Annotated in this window: 20 protein-coding genes and 4 tRNA genes; 13 read left to right on the top strand and 11 right to left on the bottom strand. The window is 72.1% G+C overall.

Annotated features, from left to right (window positions below; genetic code table 11):
- Positions 1 to 164: 164 nt before the first annotated feature.
- Positions 165 to 1,421: a hypothetical protein gene (locus AB0J39_RS20190; protein ID WP_363466782.1), complete on the bottom strand. Its 1,257-nt coding sequence runs from the start codon at positions 1,419 to 1,421 to the stop codon at positions 165 to 167.
- 201 nt (positions 1,422 to 1,622) lie between these two features.
- Between AB0J39_RS20190 and AB0J39_RS20185 the strand changes: the two genes are divergently transcribed.
- A complete protein-coding gene (locus AB0J39_RS20185; RefSeq protein WP_363466780.1) occupies positions 1,623 to 2,834 on the top strand; it encodes a cytochrome P450 in 1,212 nt (403 codons plus the stop codon).
- Between the two features lie 71 nt (positions 2,835 to 2,905).
- Here the strand turns inward: AB0J39_RS20185 and AB0J39_RS20180 are convergent, their stop codons facing one another.
- Positions 2,906 to 4,399, bottom strand: a complete 1,494-nt coding sequence (locus AB0J39_RS20180; RefSeq protein WP_363466778.1) for an LLM class flavin-dependent oxidoreductase — start codon at positions 4,397 to 4,399, stop codon at positions 2,906 to 2,908.
- 43 nt (positions 4,400 to 4,442) lie between these two features.
- Here AB0J39_RS20180 and AB0J39_RS20175 point away from each other — a divergent pair, with 43 nt between their 5' ends.
- The 4 genes from AB0J39_RS20175 (at position 4,443) to AB0J39_RS20160 (ending at position 6,947) form a co-directional block, all read left to right on the top strand.
- Positions 4,443 to 5,138 (top strand): nucleotidyltransferase domain-containing protein, encoded by a 696-nt coding sequence (locus AB0J39_RS20175; RefSeq protein ID WP_363466776.1) that lies wholly within the window; start codon positions 4,443 to 4,445, stop codon positions 5,136 to 5,138.
- Positions 5,139 to 5,160: 22 nt separating this feature from the next.
- On the top strand, positions 5,161 to 5,916 hold the full coding sequence (locus AB0J39_RS20170; protein ID WP_363466773.1) for a nucleotidyltransferase domain-containing protein: 756 nt from the start codon (positions 5,161 to 5,163) through the stop codon (positions 5,914 to 5,916).
- A 103-nt stretch (positions 5,917 to 6,019) separates the two neighbouring features.
- Complete coding sequence (locus AB0J39_RS20165) at positions 6,020 to 6,253, top strand: hypothetical protein (protein ID WP_346227174.1); 234 nt, start codon at positions 6,020 to 6,022, stop codon at positions 6,251 to 6,253.
- Positions 6,254 to 6,377: 124 nt separating this feature from the next.
- Positions 6,378 to 6,947: a DUF488 domain-containing protein gene (locus AB0J39_RS20160; RefSeq protein WP_363466772.1), complete on the top strand. Its 570-nt coding sequence runs from the start codon at positions 6,378 to 6,380 to the stop codon at positions 6,945 to 6,947.
- Positions 6,948 to 7,052: 105 nt separating this feature from the next.
- On the opposite strand, the gene AB0J39_RS20155 is transcribed toward AB0J39_RS20160, so the two are convergent.
- The 3 genes from AB0J39_RS20155 to AB0J39_RS20145 form a co-directional block, all read right to left on the bottom strand.
- Positions 7,053 to 7,127: transfer RNA gene (locus AB0J39_RS20155), tRNA-Val, on the bottom strand.
- Positions 7,128 to 7,141: 14 nt separating this feature from the next.
- Positions 7,142 to 7,212: transfer RNA gene (locus AB0J39_RS20150), tRNA-Cys, on the bottom strand.
- Between the two features lie 43 nt (positions 7,213 to 7,255).
- Positions 7,256 to 7,327 (bottom strand) — tRNA-Gly (locus AB0J39_RS20145).
- A gap of 145 nt (positions 7,328 to 7,472) precedes the next feature.
- Here AB0J39_RS20145 and AB0J39_RS20140 point away from each other — a divergent pair.
- Complete coding sequence (locus AB0J39_RS20140) at positions 7,473 to 8,243, top strand: helix-turn-helix domain-containing protein (RefSeq protein ID WP_363466770.1); 771 nt, start codon at positions 7,473 to 7,475, stop codon at positions 8,241 to 8,243.
- A 59-nt stretch (positions 8,244 to 8,302) separates the two neighbouring features.
- Entirely contained in the window at positions 8,303 to 9,850 is a 1,548-nt protein-coding gene (gene hutH / locus AB0J39_RS20135; protein WP_363466769.1) for a histidine ammonia-lyase, read from the top strand.
- Between the two features lie 4 nt (positions 9,851 to 9,854).
- On the opposite strand, the gene AB0J39_RS20130 is transcribed toward hutH, so the two are convergent.
- Complete coding sequence (locus AB0J39_RS20130; protein ID WP_363466766.1) at positions 9,855 to 11,075, bottom strand: NAD(P)-binding domain-containing protein; 1,221 nt, start codon at positions 11,073 to 11,075, stop codon at positions 9,855 to 9,857.
- 85 nt (positions 11,076 to 11,160) lie between these two features.
- Here AB0J39_RS20130 and AB0J39_RS20125 point away from each other — a divergent pair, with 85 nt between their 5' ends.
- The 3 genes from AB0J39_RS20125 to AB0J39_RS20115 are packed head-to-tail and all read left to right on the top strand — an operon-like array spanning position 11,161 to position 13,946.
- Positions 11,161 to 12,051 (top strand): LysR family transcriptional regulator, encoded by an 891-nt coding sequence (locus AB0J39_RS20125; protein WP_363466764.1) that lies wholly within the window; start codon positions 11,161 to 11,163, stop codon positions 12,049 to 12,051.
- Positions 12,052 to 12,086: 35 nt separating this feature from the next.
- Positions 12,087 to 13,100, top strand: a complete 1,014-nt coding sequence (locus tag AB0J39_RS20120; protein ID WP_363466762.1) for a chorismate-binding protein — start codon at positions 12,087 to 12,089, stop codon at positions 13,098 to 13,100.
- Positions 13,101 to 13,115: 15 nt separating this feature from the next.
- On the top strand, positions 13,116 to 13,946 hold the full coding sequence (locus tag AB0J39_RS20115) for an aminotransferase class IV (protein ID WP_363466760.1): 831 nt from the start codon (positions 13,116 to 13,118) through the stop codon (positions 13,944 to 13,946).
- A gap of 3 nt (positions 13,947 to 13,949) precedes the next feature.
- On the opposite strand, the gene AB0J39_RS20110 is transcribed toward AB0J39_RS20115, so the two are convergent.
- The gene (locus AB0J39_RS20110; protein ID WP_363466759.1) at positions 13,950 to 15,338 is read right to left on the bottom strand and encodes a hypothetical protein; all 1,389 of its coding nucleotides are present in this window, start codon (positions 15,336 to 15,338) and stop codon (positions 13,950 to 13,952) included.
- A gap of 83 nt (positions 15,339 to 15,421) precedes the next feature.
- On the opposite strand from AB0J39_RS20110, the gene AB0J39_RS20105 reads away from it, so the two are divergent.
- On the top strand, positions 15,422 to 16,018 hold the full coding sequence (locus AB0J39_RS20105) for a DUF305 domain-containing protein (protein ID WP_363466757.1): 597 nt from the start codon (positions 15,422 to 15,424) through the stop codon (positions 16,016 to 16,018).
- 3 nt (positions 16,019 to 16,021) lie between these two features.
- On the opposite strand, the gene AB0J39_RS20100 is transcribed toward AB0J39_RS20105, so the two are convergent.
- Positions 16,022 to 16,438 carry an SsgA family sporulation/cell division regulator gene (locus tag AB0J39_RS20100; RefSeq protein WP_036329836.1) on the bottom strand — a complete coding sequence of 139 codons (417 nt, stop codon included), beginning with the start codon at positions 16,436 to 16,438 and terminating at the stop codon, positions 16,022 to 16,024.
- A gap of 465 nt (positions 16,439 to 16,903) precedes the next feature.
- Between AB0J39_RS20100 and AB0J39_RS20095 the strand changes: the two genes are divergently transcribed.
- Positions 16,904 to 16,975: transfer RNA gene (locus tag AB0J39_RS20095), tRNA-Val, on the top strand.
- A gap of 99 nt (positions 16,976 to 17,074) precedes the next feature.
- Here the strand turns inward: AB0J39_RS20095 and AB0J39_RS20090 are convergent.
- The 3 genes from AB0J39_RS20090 to AB0J39_RS20080 all read right to left on the bottom strand — a co-directional run bounded on the left by AB0J39_RS20090 (position 17,075) and on the right by AB0J39_RS20080 (position 18,857).
- Positions 17,075 to 17,560 carry a hypothetical protein gene (locus AB0J39_RS20090; RefSeq protein WP_363466755.1) on the bottom strand — a complete coding sequence of 162 codons (486 nt, stop codon included), beginning with the start codon at positions 17,558 to 17,560 and terminating at the stop codon, positions 17,075 to 17,077.
- A gap of 303 nt (positions 17,561 to 17,863) precedes the next feature.
- Positions 17,864 to 18,190 (bottom strand): tyrosine-type recombinase/integrase, encoded by a 327-nt coding sequence (locus tag AB0J39_RS20085; protein WP_363466754.1) that lies wholly within the window; start codon positions 18,188 to 18,190, stop codon positions 17,864 to 17,866.
- Positions 18,168 to 18,857: a hypothetical protein gene (locus tag AB0J39_RS20080; RefSeq protein WP_363466752.1), complete on the bottom strand. Its 690-nt coding sequence runs from the start codon at positions 18,855 to 18,857 to the stop codon at positions 18,168 to 18,170. The genes AB0J39_RS20085 and AB0J39_RS20080 overlap by 23 nt, the downstream gene beginning before the upstream one ends.
- 265 nt (positions 18,858 to 19,122) lie before the next feature.
- On the opposite strand from AB0J39_RS20080, the gene AB0J39_RS20075 reads away from it, so the two are divergent.
- On the top strand, positions 19,123 to 19,626 hold the full coding sequence (locus AB0J39_RS20075; RefSeq protein ID WP_363466749.1) for a hypothetical protein: 504 nt from the start codon (positions 19,123 to 19,125) through the stop codon (positions 19,624 to 19,626).
- The last annotated feature ends 13 nt before the right edge of the window (positions 19,627 to 19,639 follow it).

Below are 19,639 nucleotides of genomic sequence, written 5' to 3'. Positions count from 1 at the left end.
CCTCACACCCCCCCCGCCCGCCCTGGCGGCGGGGGGGGGGGGGGGGGGGGGGGGGGCCCGGGCCAAACTTGCTCTCGTTCCCGCGGGGGGGGGGGGGGCCGAGCCGGGGCCGCCCCCCCCGCCCCCGTTCGCCCCGCCCGTACGGCCGGGCGGGGCCGCCTCGGTCAGGAGTCGTGCGCGGCCGCTCCCGCGGCGGAGCCGTTCACGACGAGCACGCGCTCACGCTCGGGCACCTCGATGGCCGGGAACGTGCCGGTGTCGACGATGCCGTGCTCCCGGTACGCCGCCTCGATCAGCGCGTACGCCTGGGGTTCGAGCTTCCACAGCGCCCGCCACTCCTTGGCGACGAGGAGCGGGATGCCCACCTCCTGGGCGATGTCGGCGGCCCGGGGGACGTACCTGCGCGCGATCTGCTGGTCCCAGTACTGCCGGGCGGTCCGCAGCTGGGCCGCGCGCTGGGCGGTGTCGACGACGGGTGCCGGCTCGGCCGCGACGTCCTCCTCCTCGTCGTCGATCAGCTCGGCGATGGCCGCGGCGGGCAGCGCCACGGCGGCCGGCGGCTGCTCGGGTTCGGGCGCCCAGGGCACCGGCGGAGCGAGGTCGATCAGCGCGGAGGTGTTGTAGAGCGCGCCGATCTGGGACAGCAGGGCCTCCTGCCGCTTCTCGTCCACGGCGAGGCCGGTGTACTCCACGGCCTGGTCCATCGCCTTGTCGAGCCTGGCCATCGCGGTCCGCAGCTTGCGGCCGGACGCCCCCGCCTCGCGCAGCGCGCGGACCCGCTTGGCGGCCAGCGCCACCCTGGTCAGCCTCCGGTGGGCGTCCACCTCGCTCGCCGTACGGTCGCTCGCCTCGGCCAGGCCGACCCGGACCAGCACCCGCTCGGGGGTGAGCCGCCAGTTGATGCGGCCCCTGCCGGTGATGCGGACCCGCTCGATGGCCATGCCGCGCTCCCACAGCCAGGCGGCGACGAGCGGGGCGGCGAGGCGGAAGACGGCCTCGGCGACGCTGCGGGCGTCCATGCTCGACAGGACGGCCGACAGGGAGGTGAAGACCCACACGGCGATGCCGTCGATGCCGGCCGAGTAGTTCTCCCGCATGTTGCGGCGCGCCCGTACGGCGCTGGTGATGACGGCGACCTCGATGAAGGCGAACAGCAGGAGCCGCAGCGGCCCGTCGAACCCGAGGACGTCGCCGGAGAAGCGCCACATGCCCTGGGCGGAGACGCCCGTGGCGATGCTGGCGGCGACGATGGTGAGGATGTCCTCGGTGGGCCGGCCGGCCGCCCAGCGGCGGAAGAGACGGATCAGGGCGCGCAGGGCGAAGAAGGCCAGGACCAGCAGGACCAGGGCGATGACGCTGATGATGGCTGTTCCGACCGGATGGGCCGACACGAAGGCGGTTATTTGGTCAATGGGGGGCATCAGTCACGGTCTCTCGACGTCCGACGGTTTTCCTCGAGATCATCCCAGAGGGGCGTCGTTCTGTGTGCGAAACACGCCTGCCCGTGACCCCCGTCGCCGGGGGCCCGCACGGAGGTGTGGCCATGGCGGGACATTGACCGGCCGGGGGCCGGTACGTACGTTCCGGGCAGCGTGGAGGACAGGCGACGCCCGGAGGCGACGATGACAGACCGGTCCGGCACCACATGGCCCTGGCCCGACTTTCCGCCCGGCCCCCTGGGCACCCCCTCGCCCGATCTCGCACGCAGGCAGGCGGATGGCCCGATGGAGCCGGTCACCATGCCGAGCGGAGACCGGGCTCCGATGATCGTCAGGTACGAGGACGTCAGGACCGTGCTCACCTCGCCCGCCGGCAGCCGCAACCTGCGGGCGGCGGGCCTGCCCAGAATGGTCAGCGGCACCGGCCTGGACGACGACCCGGCGGCGCTGATCAACCAGGATCCGCCCGAACACACCCGCTACCGCCGCATCATGCAGAGCACCTTCACCCCCCGGCAGATCGAGCGCTGGCGGCCCCGGGCGGCGGCCATCGCCGGCGAACTGCTCGCCGCGGCCGGCGACGAGTTCGACGTGGTCGCCGACTTCGCCCTGCCGCTGCCCGCACGGGTGATCTGCGAGGTGCTCGGCGTGCCGATGGACCGGTTCGAGCAGTTCCGCGGCTGGACGGAGATGTTCCTGTCCTCCTCCGAGGCGAGCGCCGAAGCCAGGGCGGAGGGGTTCGCCGCGTTCATGGCGTACGCGCGCGAACTGATCGCGGAGCACCGGACCAGGCCGGGCGACGACCTCATCGACCTGCTCATCTCGGCGCGCGACGGGGAGGACGCGCTGAGCGAGGACGAGCTGACCCACATGGTGTTCACGCTGATCATGGCGGGGCACGAGACGACCGCCTCGATCATCATCCGGGGCACGTTCCGCCTGCTGTGCCACCCGGAGCGGTACGCGGAGCTGGCCGCCCGGCCCGAGCTGCTGGAATCCGCGGTGGAGGAGATCCTGCGATACGAGGGGCCGGGCGGGAACGGCCTGCTCCGGCTGGTGACGGAGGACGTCGAGCTGTCCGGCGGCACCATCCCGGCGGGGACCGTCGTCCTGCCCAACCCGGCGGCCGCCAATCACGATCCCTCGGCGTTCGACGATCCGTCGCGGTTCGACATCCGGAGGTTCGCCGGGGCGACGCCCAATCCGCAGCTGGCGTTCGGTCACGGCCCCCACTACTGCCTGGGGGCGAACCTGGCCAGGATGGAGCTGCAGGAGGCGTTCCGCGCCCTGGTCACGCGGCTGCCGGGCCTGCGCGCGCAGGAGGACCTCGCGGCCGTGCGATGGACCGACGATTTGATCCACCGGCCGCGGCGCCTCCTGGTGAAGGCCGGCTGAATCCGGACGACCTCGGCCCGGCCGTGCCGGCCGAGGTCGTCCTGCGAGCCGGGCCGTGATCGGCGGGGGTGTCAGATGTCCAGGTTGAGGCGGGCGATGGGCTCCACGAGCTCCTCCTCCTCGTAGCGCAGGTGCGACAGCAGCACGTCCGACAGCAGGTCCACCTGGTCGCGTACGCCGTCGAGCCGGTCCGGGTCCTCGATCATGGCGATGAGCGCGGCGTCCAGCTCCGTCAGCACCCCGGCGATGACCTCGTGCTCCTGCTCCAGCCGGGCCACGACCGGCGCCAGCGACTCCTGCGCCGAGGCCAGCATCGGGAACATGTGCTCGTCCTCGATCGTGTGGTGGGTGGTCAGCAGGCGGCAGTACGACGCGCAGAACGTGCCGAGCGTCCAGTAGTTCTGCCGCATGGTGAGCTCGTTGATCATCGAGCGGAGGGCGGCGGCGTCGGAGCGGCCCGCGGCGACCTGCTCCAGGGCGTCCCTGATCTGGGTCAGCTCCCGGCGCAGGTGGTCGTGGATGAGCACGAGCCGGCGGCCGTTGGCCTGCTGCTGGGGCGTGAGCGCGGTGATGTCCCGCTTGGGCAGCCGGGGCCGGGTGGCCTCGTCGAGCGCCGCCCCCGCCGGTGTCCCGCCCGCGACCCGGATCGGGCTCCCGGTGCTCGCCCCCGGGGCCCGTCCGCGCTCCCGCGCCACGGCCTCGCGTACGGCGGGGGCGACCTCCTCGGCGAAGACCTTGAGGTCCCTGTCGTCGTCCACGGCGAGCACGAACACGCTCATGCCGTGGCGGAGCGCGAGCTCGGTCAGCTGCTCGGCCCAGACGGCCGGCGGCCCGTCGAGGAAGCCCTCCCCGGCGACGGCGGAGAAGCGGCCGTCGATGTTGTAGACGCGGCGGATCTCGCCGGGGTCGCGCCCGGCCCGCTCGGCCGCGGCGTCGAGGATCTCGCTCATCGCGCCCAGCTCGCCCGGCGCGGCGTACCCGGACGAGGGCACCCACCCGTCGCCGAGCCGCCCGGTCAGCTCCAGCATGCGCCGCTTGTAGGCGCCGATCCACAGCCCGATCGGATGCGGGGGGAACGGCCCCGGACGCGCGCCGTCCAGCCGGTAGTGCCTGCCGTCGAGCCGTACGGGCTCACCGCCCGGCGTCCACAGCGCGCGGAGGACCGCGACGGCCTCCTCCAGCGCGTCCACGGCCTCGCCGGGGCCGCGGCGCGGGCCACCCATGGCGGCGATGCCGTCCCAGAACGCGCCGGAGCCGAGCCCCAGCTCGACCCGGCCGCCGCTCAAAATGTCGAGGGACGCGGCGGCCCTGGCGAGCACCGCCGGCGGCCGCAGCGGCAGGTTCACCACGTCGGGGAACAGCCGCACCCGCTCGGTGCGCCCCGCGAGCGTGGCCAGCAGCGTCCAGGTGTCCAGGAACGACGGCTGGTAGGGGTGGTCCTGGACGCCGATGACGTCGAGCCCGATCTCGTCGGCCAGCACGGCCTGCCGGACGATCCGGTGGTGTCCCGCCGCGTCCGGCGTGAGAAACGCCCCGAACCACAGCTCATGTCCGAAGTCGGCCATTAATTCGCTACCTTTCCGCGTCCCGGACCGGGAGCCTACCTTCGTGACGAGATCTGGCGACATGACCCTGGCGGCCCCCGCCGGCACCGTCCTGTCGGTCGTGATCGGCTCGCGCGCGTACGGGCTGGAGACCGAGGAGTCGGACGTCGACAGGCGGGGCGTGTTCGTGACGCCCACCCCGATGTTCTGGCGGCTCGACAAACCGCCGGATCACGTGGAGGGGCCGCTGCCCGAGCAGTTCTCCTGGGAGGTCGAGCGGTTCTGCGTCCTCGCGCTGGAGGGCAACCCGGTCGTGCTGGAGTGCCTGTGGTCGCCGCTGGTGGAGCTGTCCACCCCGGTGGGCGAGCGGCTGCTGGCGATACGCCGGGCCTTCCTGTCCGGGAAGGCCGAGCGGGCGTTCGCGGGTTCGGCCGAACGGCAGTTCCGCCGGCTCGGGCCGCAGGACCCGCCCGGGCCGGACGGCGACGTCAGGCGGTGGAAGATGGCGATGCACATGATCCGGCTGCTGCGGGGCGCCGTCCACCTGGCCCGGCACGGGGAGCCGTCGATCGACGCGAGCGCCTGCCGCGACCGGCTGCTCGCCGTACGGCGGGGCGAGACGCCCTGGCCCGAGGTGCTGGCGTGGCGCGCGCGGCTGCTGGCCGAGCTGGACGAGTGGGCCGGGAGCGCGCTGCCCGGCCGCCCGGACCGGGCGGCCGTCGAGGAGTTCCTGATCGACGTGCGGAGGTCGGCCCTGTGACCCGCGCGGAAGGAGAGAGGCCGTGACCGAGGTCCTGCCGCCCTGGCTGCCCGAGATCGCTGCCGGCGAGCGGCACCCGCTGGCGTTCGCCACGGTCAGCGGCGCGCACCTGTACGGGTTCCCATCAGTGGACTCCGACGTCGACCTGCGCGGCGTGCACGTGCTGCCCGCCGAGGAGGTCGTCGGCCTGCGCATCGGGGAGGAGACCGTGACCCGCTCGTGGGTGCGCGAGGGCGTGGAGGTCGACCTCGTGACCCACGACCTCGCCAAGTTCTGCCGGCTGCTGCTCGGCCGCAACGGCTACGTCCTCGAACAGCTGCTGTCGCCGCTGGTCGTGACCACCTCCCCGCTGCACGAGGAGATGCGGGCCCTCGCGCGGGGCTGCCTGACCCGGCACCACGCCCATCACTACCTCGGTTTCGCACGCACCCAGCGGCGGCTGTTCGACCGCACGGGGGAGCTGAAGCCGCTGCTCTACGCGTTCCGGGTGCTGCTGACGGGCATCCACCTCATGCGCACGGGCGAGCTCGTCGCCGACCTCACCCTGCTCCTCGACGACGGGCCGTCGTACCTGCCCGGCCTGGTGGAGGCCAAGCGGGCGGCCGAGCACGGCGGGCTGCCGGGCGGCGCGCCCGGCAGCGAACGGCTCGCTGCCGACCTCGACGCGCTCACCGCCCGCCTGGAAGACGCCCGGGACGTCGCCGCGCTGCCGGACGCCCCGTCGGCCCGCGACGCCCTGCACGACCTCGTCGTACGGGCCCGCCTGGCGGGCCGCTGATCCGGTCGAACGGGACGGGACACGCGAACAGCGCGGGTGCCGCCCCACGTCGCGACGCCATCGCGGATAATGGGGCGACGCCGCCACATCCCAGGAGAACGCTTTGACCACTCCGTTCGGCAAAGACAACCTCGACCTGGCTGCGAGCGCGCAGGCACTGGCCGACAGCGCGCCCACCGGATCACTGCGCCACGCGGCCGCCAAGTCGGTCGCGATCACCTTCGCCACGACCCGCGACGCCGCCCAGGCCCGCAGCACCCTGAACGGCATCTCGCCCGACGACGTGCGCCGGGCCGCGCTGGAGCTCTTCGACGAGCTCTCCACGCGGACCGACTGACCGCGCGCGCCCTGCGGAAGCCGGCCGCCCGGCGTGCCCGGACGGCCGTCCGTCGCCGTGCCTTCCGGCGTGGCCATCCGCGAAGGGGGCGATCGTCGCGGGGACCTCATGAGGGGAGCCTGGAATGAGCGGGCCGGTGCCGGGGGTCGAGGGCGAGATCTCCGCTGCCCGCGTAACGCTGCTGACGTTCGGGCACGGCACCGCGCCGCGTGGGCGCCTGACCCCGCTGCTGCACGGTGCCGGTGTACGGGAGGTGGTCGACGTCCGGACCGCACCCGGCAGCAGGCGCAACCCCGATGCCGGCCGTACGGCGCTGGCAGGCTGGCTGCCCGAGGCGGGGATCGGCTATCGATGGGACGGGCGCCTGGGCGGGTTCCGCAAGGCGGCTCCGGACTCGCCGGACGCCTTCTGGGAGAACGCATCGTTCCGGGGATACGCCGGATACTCGCGGCATCCCGAGTTCCTGGCCGCCATGGACGACCTGCTGGCGCAGGCGCGGGCGGCCCGGACCGCCGTGATGTGCGCGGAGGCGGTGTGGTGGCGCTGCCACCGGCGGATCATCGCCGACTTCGCCGTCCTCGTGCGGGGAGCGCGCGTGCTGCACCTGTCGCATGAGGGAGGGCTCACCGAACACGCGCCGGCCTCCGGCGCCCGCGTGCGCGACGACGGGCTCCTCGTGTACGACCGGGTGTGAGATCGCCCGCGACCGGGGGAGGCGCTCGTCGTGTGCCACCGAGGGCCGGACGAGCGAAAGGCCGGATCCCGATCTCGGGATCCGGCCTCTCGTGCCTGTTCTTGCTGGTGGGCGATACTGGGATTGAACCAGTGACCTCTTCCGTGTCAGGGAAGCGCTCTCCCGCTGAGCTAATCGCCCTTGGACGAACCAAGAGGTGGAGACGGGATTTGAACCCGTGTACGCGGCTTTGCAGGCCGCTGCCTCGCCTCTCGGCCACTCCACCGCGTCATCCTGCACTGTGACAAGCTGCACAGTGTCAAGCTCCGAGCGGAAGACGGGATTCGAACCCGCGACCCTCACCTTGGCAAGGTGATGCTCTACCACTGAGCCACTTCCGCGTCCCGGCTCTCGGCCGGACTCACGTGGAGCACTTTATCCAATCTCCCGCGACTCCCCAAATCAACGGCGTTCTCCCTGCTCACGCCGCGAGTTGCGGCCGATGCTTCCAGCGCCGTCGAACCGTTCTCGGGTTAGCGTCGGAACATGTCCGTGACGCATGACCACACCCACGCCGCGACCCCCGGCGTCCCCGGGGGCACGCCGCGGCCCGCGACGGCCGAGATCGAGGGAGACGCCGACATCGCCCCCGTCGCGGCCCTGATCGCGGACGGCGCCCGCGCCGCCATGCTCACCGCGCTGCTCGACGGCAGGGCGCTGGCGGCCGGGGAACTGGCCAGGATCGCCGGCGTGAGCGCCCCCACCGCCAGCTCCCATCTGGCCCGGCTCCTCGACGGGGGGCTGGTGACCGTGGTCAAACAGGGACGGCATCGCTACTACCGCCTCGCCGGCCCCGACGTCGCCCGCGTCATCGAGGTCCTGGCCCGGGTCAGCGGGCGTGTCGCCGTGCGGTCCCTGCGGCAGTCTCGGCGGGCCGTGCTGCTGCGGCAGGCCCGCAGCTGTTACGACCACCTCGCCGGACGGGCGGGTGTCGAGCTGTACGACGCGCTGGTGCGCGAGGGGCGTCTGGTCGAGGCCGACGGCGGCTGTCTGCTGACCGCGAGCGGCGCCGAGGCGCTGACGGAGCTGGGCGTGGACGTGGAGCGGGTGCGCCGCGCCCGCCGCAGGTTCGCCCCCGACTGCCTCGACTGGCTGGAACGCCGGCCGCATCTGGGCGGGGCGCTCGGCGCCGCGGTCCTGGACCGGCTCCTGGCCCGGGAGTGGCTGGTGCGCGGCACCGTGCCCCGGGCTCTCCGGGTGACCGCCGAGGGGCGTGAGGGGCTGGAGAGGATCTTTGGATGTAAGGACCTAAGCTGAGATACGCTGGTTACTCATCACGCGCGGGCACGCGCGTGCCGACGTGAAAGAGTGGGACGATGCACGACAACGAGGTCGTGGCCGTCGGCCCCGGGCCGCTCGCCTTCGACGACGTGGTCCGGGTCGCGAGGTACGCCGCACCGATCCGCCTGACGGACGACGCGATCGCCGAGATGGCGGCCTCACGGGGGCGGATCGAGGAGCTCGCGGAGGCCGACACCCCCGCCTACGGCGTCTCCACCGGCTTCGGCGCCCTCGCCACCCGGCACATCGACCCCTCGCTGCGCGCCCAGCTCCAGCGCAGTCTCGTCCGCTCGCACGCGGCCGGTTCCGGCCCCGAGGTGGAGACCGAGGTCGTGCGGGCCATGATGCTGCTGCGCCTGCGCACGCTCGCCACCGGGCACACCGGCGTGCGCCCCGCCACGGCCCGGGTGCTGGAGTCCCTGCTCAACGCCCGGCTCACCCCGGTCGTCCACGAGTACGGCAGCCTCGGCTGCTCGGGAGACCTCGCCCCGCTCGCCCACGTCGCCCTGACGGTCATGGGCGAGGGCGTCGTGCGGGACGCCGAGGGACGCCTGCGTCCCGCCGCCGAGGCGCTCAAGGAATGCGGCGTCGAGCCCGTCGAGCTGGCCGCCAAGGAGGGGCTCGCGCTCATCAACGGCACCGACGGCATGCTCGGAATGCTGGTGCTCGCGCTGCACGACCTGTCCCGGCTCCTCACGACCGCCGACATCAGCGCCGCGATGAGCGTGGAGGCGCTGCTCGGCACCGACTACGTGTTCGCGGCCGATCTGCAGGCGCTGCGGCCCCACCCCGGCCAGGCGCTGGCGGCGGCGAACATGCGGACGCTGCTCGCGGGCTCCGGCGTGATGGCCTCGCACCGCGACGGCTCCTGCACCCGCGTCCAGGACGCCTACTCCCTGCGGTGCGCCCCCCAGGTCGCCGGGGCCGCCAGGGACACCCTCGCCCACGCGTCCGCCGTCGCCGCCCGCGAGATCGCCAGCGCCGTCGACAACCCCGTCGTGCTCGCCGACGGGCGCGTGGAGTCCAACGGCAACTTCCACGGCGCCCCGGTGGCGTACGTCCTGGACTTCCTGGCCATCGCCGTGGCCGACCTCGCCTCGATCGCCGAACGGCGCACCGACCGCATGCTCGACGTGGCGCGCAGCCACGGGCTCCCGGCCTTCCTCGCCGACGACCCGGGGGTGGACTCCGGGCACATGATCGCGCAGTACACCCAGGCGGCGATCGTCTCCGAGCTCAAGCGGCTGGCGGTGCCGGCGAGCGTCGACTCGATCCCCAGCTCCGCCATGCAGGAGGACCACGTCTCGATGGGCTGGTCGGCCGGCCGCAAGCTGCGCCGCGCCGTCGACGGGCTCACCCGCGTGCTCGCGATCGAGCTGCTGACCGCCGCCCGGGCGCTCGACCTGCGCGCGCCGTACGCGCCGGCGCCGGGGACCGGCGCGGTCGTCGCGGCGCTGCGCGAGTCCGTCGCGGGGCCGGGGCAGGACCGCTTCCTCGCCCCGGAGATCGAGGCGGTCGTCCGGCTCGTCGGCAGCGGCGCCGTGGTCGCCGCAGCCGAGTCCGCCGCCGGCCCCCTGGGTTGAGCCCTCAGAGGGCGGCGACCACCTCGACCTCGATCATCAGGCCCGGCCGGAACAGCCGCTCGACCTCCACGGTCGTGCTGGCGGGGGGCTCGCCGGTGATGTAGCGGCCGCGGACCTCGGCGTACTCGCGCAACCGGTCCATGTCGGTCAGGAACGTCCTGATGTGCAGGATCCGGTCGAACGAGGAGCCCTGGTCGGCCAGGATGCGGCCCAGGTTCTCCATCACGATCTCGGACTGCCGGGCCAGGTCGCCCTCGCCGGCGACCTTCCCGTCCTCGTCCAGCGCCACCTGCCCGGACACGAACAGCAGGTCCCCGAAACGCACGGCATGCGAGTAGCGGCCGTTGGTGGCCGGCACCGAGGGCGGGTTCACCGCGCGCACGTCCTTCGTCCCGGATGTCCCCGCCACCCGGGACGCCGCGAACGGGACGACGGCGGTGAGGTCGTGCCCCGCCAGCCCGGCCGCGACCGCCCCCGTGAGCAGGTCGCGGGCGGCGGCGGTCACCGTCTGGCGGCTCCCCGGCCCCTCGGTGGCCAGCCGCAGGTCCTTGGCGGCCAGGCCGAGGGCGTACCGCGTCTCGAACGGGCCCGACTCGGCCACGGGCCGCAGCCGCTCCGCCAGCCCGGCCAGCGGTGTGGCCCCGAGGACGTCCAGGAGGGCGGTGCGGCCCACCCCGAGCGCGTCCGCGTAGGCCAGGGTCTCCGCCAGCCCCACCTGAGCGGTCACCAGGGCGCTCATCACGGCGAGCTTGGTCGCGGCGCCCGCTCCCGGCCCGCCCGCCTCGTGGACCGTGCCGAAGACGCGCAGCACGTCCGACACGCGGTCGAGGTCCTCGCGGACGCCTCCGGCGAGCACGACCAGCGTGCCCTCGGCGGCCGGGCCCACGCTGCCCAGCACGGGCGCGTCGACCAGGCCCACGCCCGCGGGGAGCAGGCCGCGCAGCCGCCGCACCGCGTCGGGGCCGATCGTGGACATCTCCACCAGCACCGACCCCGGCCGCAGCCCCGGCAGCGCCGCCCGCACCACCTCGGACACCGCCTCGGGATCGCTCAGCATGGAGATGACCACGTCCGCTCCGGCGACGGCCGCGGCGGGGGAGGGGGCCGCCTCCGCGCCTGGTACGCCCCGTGGCGTACGGTTCCACACGGCCACCTTGTGACCGGCGGCGACGAGGCGTCCGGCCATCGGAACGCCCATGCGGCCCAGGCCAAGAAAAGCAATCATGTCCCTGGACGTTATGGGAGGAACAAACCATTCCACCAGCGACTAGATTGCATGGCACTCATTCCTCTCGCTCATGGATCGGAGCATGTTCGACACCGACGCGCTTGTGCTGCTCGACGTCGTGGCCCGTACGGGGTCGTTCACGGCCGCCGCGGTGCAGCTCAACTACACCCAGTCGGCGGTCTCCCGGCGCATCGCGTCCCTGGAGGCCCAGGCGGGCGGCCCGCTGTTCGCACGGCTGCCCAGGGGGGTGCGGCTGACGCCCGCGGGCCGGACGCTGCACCGCTACGCCCGGGAGGTGCTGGAGCGGCTCGGCCGGGCGGGGGAGGAGCTCGCCGCCATCCATCAGGGCACCGGCGGGCGGCTGCGGGTCGGCGCGTTCGCCACGGCCAACGCCGTGCTGGTCCCCGCCGCCCTGCGCGAGCTGCGGGCGGCCCGCCCGGAGGTGGCGGTCAGCATGGTGGAGGGCCTCAGCACGGCGCTGATGGACGGGCTCGGCCGCGCCGAGATCGACATCGCGGTGGTGAGCGACTACCCCTCCGGCCTGGGAGCGGGTCCGGAGGTGGAGGTCACCCCCCTGCTGGAGGACGAACTGCTCGTCGCCCTCCCCGCCGACCACCCGCTGGCCGGGTGCGAGAAGGTGGACCTGCGCGACCTGCGCGACGAGAGCTGGATCGAGGGCGCCCCTCCCGGCACGGTGACCATGCTCGGCGCCGCCTGCGCCCGGGCCGGTTTCGCGCCCAGGGTCGACCTGCGGATCGGGGAGTGGACCGGCAAGCTCGGCTACGTGGCCGCCGGGCTCGGGGTGACGCTGGTGCCCGCCATGGCGGCGCCCGCCGTACGCGGGGACGTGGCGCTGCGGTCGCTCGGCGAGTTCGCGCCGCGCCGCACGGTCTACGCGGCCCTGCCGCGCACGGCGCCGCTCCCGGCCGCCCGCGCGCTGCTCGGCCTGCTGTCCCGATCCGTCCCCGGCTGACCTTCCGGCCCCGCCGGGGGAGGGACAATGGACACGTGTACGACGCCTTCGCCCATATCGGGGGCCGCCTGGCCACGGGCCTGAGAGAGGTGACCACCGACCTGGCCGCTCTCGACGGCTCCGGCTGGTGGGCGGTGGTCGTGTCGTACGAGGGAAAGGTGGTCTGCGCGCGGTTCGACCGGGTGCGGCCCGCTCCGCTGCCCCCGCCGCGCGGCCCGTGGCGAGGACCCGCCCGCGAGGCCTGGGCCACGTCCCTGGACCGGGAGGGGTACGAGCGGGGCGTCGCGCGGATCAGGGACTACATCGAGCGGGGGGAGGTCTACCAGGCCAACCTCTGCCGTGTCCTGTCCGCGCCGCTGCCCACCCCGGACGTGGACCCCCTCGCCCTCGCCGTACGGCTGGCCGAGGGCAACCCGGCGCCGTACGCGGCCGTCGTCGGCGTGCCCGGGCTGACCGTCGTCTCGGCCTCGCCGGAGTTGTACCTGTCCAGGAGCGGCGGGATGGTCGAGTCCCGGCCGATCAAGGGGACCGGTGTGACGGCGGACGATCTCCTCGACAAGGACTACGCCGAGAACCTCATGATCGTCGACCTCGTTCGCAACGACCTCGGCCGCGTGGCGGAGGTAGGCTCGGTGACCGTGCCCTCGCTGTTCGCGGTCGAGGAGCACCCCGGGCTCGTGCACCTGGTGTCCACGGTGCGGGCGCGGCTCGCCGGCGGCGCCGGCTGGCCGGAGCTGTTCGCCGCCACCTTCCCTCCGGGATCGGTGACCGGGGCGCCGAAGTCGTCGGCGCTGCGGATCATCAACGAGCTCGAACCAGAGCCCAGGGGGCCGTACTGTGGGGCCGTGGGCTGGGTCGACGCCGACCGGCGCGAGGGGGCGCTGGCGGTCGGCATCCGCACCTTCTGGATCGAGCACGACACGATCCGGTTCGGTACGGGAGCGGGCATCACCTGGGGGTCCGACCCCAGGAGGGAGTGGCGCGAGACCGAGCTCAAGGCCGCCAGGCTCATCGGCCTCGCGTCCGAAGACGGCCCGCGACATCGGTAACGAACGGAGCAGGAGATGTCTGTACCCATCTGGGTGAACGGGGAGCTGTACGAGCCCGACAGGGCCGTGGTCTCGGTGTACGACCACGGGCTGATGGTCGGCGACGGCGTGTTCGAGACGGTCAAGGCGGTGAACGGGGAGTCCTTCGCGCTGACCCGCCACCTCGACCGGCTGGCGCTGTCGGCCAAGCGGATGGACCTGCCCGAGCCCGACCTCGCCGCGATCGCCGACGGGGTGCGCCGCTGCCTGGCGGCCGCGCCGAAGTGGCCCCTGGCGCGCATCAGGATCACCTACACCAGCGGCCCCGGCCCGCTCGGCTCCGACCGCGGGTCGGCCGGCACGAACGCGATCGTCATCGTGGGCGAGCAGGCGCCGTTCCCCGCCACCGCCGACGTCGTCGTGGTGCCCTGGCCGCGCAACGAGCGCGGCGCGCTGGCCGGCGTCAAGAGCACGTCCTACGGCGACAACGCCAAGGCCCTGGCGTATGCCAAGGAGCGCGGCGGCGCCGAGGCGATCTTCGAGAACCTGGCCGGGCACCTGTGCGAGGGCACGGGGAGCAACATCTTCATCGTCACCGGCGGGCGCCTGATCACCCCGACGCTCGCCTCCGGCTGCCTGGCCGGCGTCACCCGCGCGCTCACCCTCGAATGGTGCGGCGGCGAGGAGACCGACGTGCCGATCTCGGCGCTGTACGAGGCCGAGGAGGCCTTCCTCACCTCCACGACCCGTGACATCCAGCCGATCAGGGCCGTGGACGGGAAGGTGCTGCCCCAGGCGCCCGGCCCGGTCACGCTGGAGGCAATGAAGGTCTTCGCCGAGCGCTCGGCGGCCGACGTCGACCCGTGATCCTCAGTAGGAGCGCTGGCTCTGGGCGTTGAGCTCCTTCATCCGTACGGCCCCGGCGGGATCGGTGCGGGGGTCGTCCACGCGCAGCACGTCGAGTCCCTTGGTGATGTCGCTGGAGTAGATGTAGCCGTTGTAGTAGTAGGCCGACCAGGAGCCGCCGAGGTGGAGCTCCGGCGCCAGCGGCCCGCGCTCAAAGTAGGCGATCTCCTGCGGGTGGGCGGAGTCGGTGAAGTCCCAGACCGAGACTCCGCCCATGTACCACCCCTGGACCATCACGTCACGGCCCGGCACGGGCACCAGCGCGCCGTTGTGGGCCACGCAGTTCTCCTTGGCGTCCTGCACCCGGGGGATCTTGAAGTAGCCCTGCCGCACGAGCCTGCGCTCCGGCGTCAGCGAGTAGATCGCGTCCGCGCCCTTGGTCTCGCTCACCGAGGGCAGGCAGGTGGCGGCCACCCCGCCGCCCATCTCGTCGCTGAAGACGACCTTGGTGCCCTCGTTGTTGAACGTGGCCGAGTGCCAGATGGAGAAGTTCTCCTCGTCGCGCACGGTCTGCAGCAGCTTCGGGCGCACCGGGTCGGAGATGTCCAGCAGGACGCCGTCGCCGAAGCAGGCGCCGGCGGCCAGGTCCTTCTCGGGGTAGACGGTGATGTCGTGGCAGCCGCCCAGCCCGTCCTCGCCCGCCGCCCTGCCCGCGAACAGCTCGGGCTTGGCCACGACCCGTGCCTTGCCGGGGTCGGCGACGGGAACCTCCACGATCGAGATGTTCTGGTGGGGCGGTGCGCAGTTCGTCGTGTCCGGCTCCGGGCCCGGGGAGGACACGTACAGGTAGACCGTCCCGGCGTCCTTCCCCGGCACGACCGCGTGCGTGTGGGAGCCGCACTCGGTGCGTACGGACTTCAGATAGCGCGGGTGGGCCTTGTCGGAGATGTCGAAGACGCGGATGCCCTCCCACGCGCTCGCGGCCGCCGGGTCCCCGGCCTCGCTGGCACAGGTGTCGTCCGTACGGGGCTCGTCGACCGACAGGAACAGCAGGTCGCCGGAGACCGAGATGTCGTTCTGCCCGCCGGGGCACCTCACCCGGGCGACGGCCTTCGGGTGCTCGGGGTCGCCGATGTCGTGCACGGTGAAGCCCCCGTAGTTGCCCACGAACGCGTAGCGGCCCTGGAACGCCATGTCGGTGCCCCAGTCGTCCGGGCCGTCGAACGGCGCCGCCAGGGGGACGTTGGCGACCACCTTCATGTTGGGGCTGTGCCTGATCTCGTCCCGGGCCGGAATGCCGTCCGTGCCGTCCGCGGCGGCCGTCGGCGACGGAGCGGGCTCGGCGGGGGCGCATGCCGGGGCCAGGAGGACAACGGTCGCCACCAGCGCGGCCTTCAGCCTCGGTCTACTCACATCGCCCCCATGTCCGCGGATCATCGCCCACTATGGAAGCTATGTCGAGCCCGCGGCCGGTGCGGACCGGTTTGGTAACGGTTGTGCTGGCAGTTGCGCCCGCGCTGGCCGCCTGCTCGTCCGGGGCCGCCCTGCCGGCGCGCGCAGACGCCCCGGTGATCGTGCCCGGCGCCCCCGGGCAGCCGGGTGGTCCTCCGTCGGACCGTCCGGCCGCGCGGACAGGGCCGGTGGCGGCGGACGTCCGGTTCGCCGAGGCGATGATCCCGCATCATCGGCAGGCGCTGGAAATGGCCGGGCTGGCCGCGGCGCGTACCGACGATCCGCTGGTGACCGCGGTGGCCGGCCGCGTGATGGACGGGCAGCGTCCGGAGATCGCGGTGATGGAGTCGTGGCTGCGGGGGTTGGGCCGTACGCCGCCGTCCGGCCACGACCACGTCATGAGCGGTTACGGCATGGCCGGTGAGGAGGAGCTCAACCGGCTGCGTACGGCGCGGGAGCGCGCCTTCGACAGGCTCTTCCTCACGCTGATGATCCGGCACCACGAGGGCGCGGTGAGCATGGCGGCGGAGGAGCTGCGCCGGGGACGGGACCGCACCATGCGGTCGATGGCCCAGGACGTCGTCACCGGCCAGCAGATCGAGATCGCGCGGATGAAAGGGATCCAGCGGAAGCCGGGCTGATTCCTAGGAGCTCCAGAGCATGTTGGTGAGCTCCTCGTCCAGGTCCATGAAGTCGGTCTCACGGCCGGCGGGGACGAGCTCGTAGGTCCGGTGCAGGAACTCGGTGAGGGGGGCCAGCGGCACCTCGAACAGGGCCTGGCCGAAAGGTGAGGTGAGGCTGATGTTGAGCGTGCGCTCGCCGTCCGACCGGGCCGGCCACACCTGGACGTCGCCGTCTCCGACGCGCCGCACGATGCCGACGGTCAGCAGCTCGCGGGCGAAGATCCACTCGACCGGCTCGTCATTCCCCACGTGGAAGGCCATCCGGATGGCGTACGGATCCTCGGCCGTGTAACTCAGCCCGGCGAGCAGGGGGACGGTCGTACGGTCGGGGACCACAAGCCGAAGGCCTAGCTCGGCAGAGACGGTGGTGCTGTTCATCGTCAGCCAAACCTTTTCGTCGTCGGGTCCCCTGTCAGGGGCTTTCACTGCGTCTTCACTGTCCGGTCGGGCCTCGCCGGGCGCTCGCGCTACGAGACGAACGAAGAGACCCGTAGGAAAGATTCCGCCTCCAGGCCCTTCTGTAACGCACATCACAGCTTGACATTCGGTCATCTACCAGCTCAAACATCACCAACAGGCTTGTCCTTACCTCTGCGTTGCGTGTCGGCGGGGCCGCGCCGGCGACGCCATTGCGGGCGAATGATCTCAGGTCGTGCGTATAGGTCGAGCATGGAGCATCACGATGCTATGACACCACACCCCCACGCCGGGGACGGTCTGGCGAACCTTTCGAAGGTGTTGACGAAGGCGGGACGATCGAGCCGACCGGGCCGTGCTTTCGCCATCACCCCCTCGGGTGCGGTATGGTTTTCCCCGTCGGCGCCGCGAGGCGCAGACGATCCCGGGCGATTAGCTCAGCGGGAGAGCGCTTCGTTCACACCGAAGAGGTCACTGGTTCGATCCCAGTATCGCCCACACAGCTCAGAGGCCATCCGCCACCACGCGGGTGGCCTTTTCTGATCTTCTGACTGACTACCGTTCCGGTGGCCCGGCTCCCATGGATCGGGTGCGCCATCAGTCCATCCAGTGGAACCAGACATCGAAGATCGAATAGTGCGGCCCGTCGCCGAGGTTCGTATCGATCTTCAGGTGGGGCAGGGCCGGTCGGCGGAGGAGGCGAGGGCCGACGAGAGTGATGCCATGTCGACTCAGGACCTGGGAGATCTGATCGCCGCCTTCCTCCCATCCGGGGATCGGCACCTCGATGACGGTATCGAGGTATGGCAGGGAGAGGCGCCCGCGACCGTCGGGGTGATGGGAGCGCTCGCGGGGCGACAGGATGCAGGCGATCGGGGCGAGGCGGCACAACGCCACTGACAATCCTCCGACCGTCGTATAGCCGTCTGGATCGACGCGACGCGCGGATCCGTCTCGCCGGGTCAGGAAGACGTCCACAAATGACGCGTAGCCGGAGCCGTAGTGTCCGAACTCGGCGTGCTCGACCACCAGTCCGGGGACTCGATTGAGATCGGCGACCACCTGGCGCAGGTAGCCCTCCACGGCCTCGGTCCCACCCGCCCAGGCGCCCTCACCGCATGCCGACTCGTCCTGGGAGGCGCGGATCTGCGAGTCGGGATCGAGGAGGAGGGCCTCGCGCGTTGGATGCGGCCCACGAGGTATGGCGGTTCCAGCAAGTTTCGATGGAGGACGCTTTTCCTGGTTGGGCCGACCGTCGATGAGCTACCGCGTGAAGCTTCACGTGGCGGCGTTGTCTCAGATGAAGGGCCTCCCAGTAGAAGCGCTCGATGCTCTGATCTCGCGCACGACAGATCTCGTGGAAGAGCCTTGGGATGCGCGCGCCCTCTAAGAGCGTGCGGCGGAGAGGGCTGCCCGCCGCGTTGATGAACACTTCTCCGACCGGTCCGGCCGGGTAGCGCTCGCGGTGCGCGGCGAGCAACTCGGCCACGAAAGGCGGAAGGGGACTTCCCGTCGTCCGGCCTTGGACTTGGGGTAGGGCTTGCGCGTCACCGTGCCCAGCACCCGCTCCACTCGTACGGTTCCGGCATCGAGGTCGACGGCGTCCCAGCGCAGGCGCACGCGCTCACCCCAGCGGAGGCCGGTGCCGGCGGCCAGGCCGACGAGCGCCCGGTCGTTGGCCTGACGGGGATCAGCAGAAGACCATCGCAGCACCCGTCGCGATTGACTGGCGGGCTGCGGCCATCAACTGCAGGCAGGTGAAGGACTCCACGCCGTACCGCTGCCAGCCCTCCCGAACTACCCCCTCGCCCTCGAGGGCTTCGTCGACCTCATCCGACCACGGGTCGAGGTCCTCTGGCAGGCCGAGCTGCTCGGCGAGCCGCCGGCACTCCTCCAGCAGCCGCTGGGACGAGCCGATGTACGCACCGGTGACTCTTCCGTCGATGAGTACCGGCGCGAAATCGACGGGCACGTAGAAGCCTTGGCAGTCGCTATGGTGTACGAGATGGTCGAAGCGACCAGCGGCGCCCTCTGCTGAGCCGATCACCCTGACCGTGTCACCGATCTTCACCGCGTGATGGGGATGACGGGTGTAGACCTGGGCCAGCAGGGGGTCGTCTGCGGCCTTAAGTGTGTCCTGCCGAGCGGGCAGCGCTCCCGTTTCGGTCAGGTGGACGGCCAGACGGCGGAGATTGTGCAGTCCGCTGTAGCCGTACATCTCGAAATCGCCCGTCTCGGCGGGGAGGTCAGGCTCCGCCCAGTCGGGAAGCCTGGCTTCCGCCAGTGCCTGTCGGATCGCCGTGAAGTCTTCGCCGAACTCGTCGGCCGCGTCGTCCAACTCGGGGTCGGCGAGGATGCCCACGACGATGTTGAGTCCCATGCCAGGCATGGTGGAGTACAGCAGCGTGTACAGCAACGCCGCCTTACACGGTCGCATCCCACCGGCCTGCACCTGACGCTTGAGCAGGACGAGCAGCCGCCGACAAGGCATCTGCCCTTTCCTCGCAGCCAGGTGGTCGCGATGAACCAGGCGGTCCCTTCCGGCAGTTCCTCTTCCTTCAGGCTGAGGCGGAACGCTGGTCCGGGTTGAAGTGGTGTCCAATGGAGTGCCCATGCCGGCTCATCGCTGATCTACGCTCGGGCCTGTGTATCCCTGGCTCGACGCGTACGTGTGGGTTACGGACCCTCGGCCGCCGATCCTCGATCGGTTCATCTCCACTTACGTTGATGTCGATGACCCCGGTGACGAGCGGCTCGGCGCGTTCCGGCGGGTCTACCTTTCGGGTGTGGCGAGCGATGCCGATCTGTGCGCGATCGACGAGTTGAGGCCCCGAAGCGGCGGCGGGTTCTCGCTGTACCTCAGAGGGCGCGACCATCGTGGAGCGATCATCACGATCACTGACGAGGGCGCGGCCGTCCTCGGTCTCAGCGTCGAGGCTCCGGACGAGCTCGCGCTGACGGTTCGCCGCGCCGAGGAACTTGTCGAGCATCTTCGCGCGGAGTTCTCATCTCCGGCCGGGTTGGCGGGCGTGGAGCTGCCGCCACCACAGAAGCGTTCCGAATGGGACGACGAGGGTTTGGTGTTGCTCCGCGTCGGTGTGCCGCCCCTTGCGCCATCGCCGTCCCCGGAGATCGCAGGAGACAGATGAACGGATCTGCCAA

It is taken from the genome of Microbispora sp. NPDC049633, assembly GCF_040675265.1.
Taxonomy (GTDB): Bacteria; Actinomycetota; Actinomycetes; order Streptosporangiales; family Streptosporangiaceae; genus Microbispora; species Microbispora maris.
This window is presented reverse-complemented; position numbering and strand designations above follow the sequence as displayed.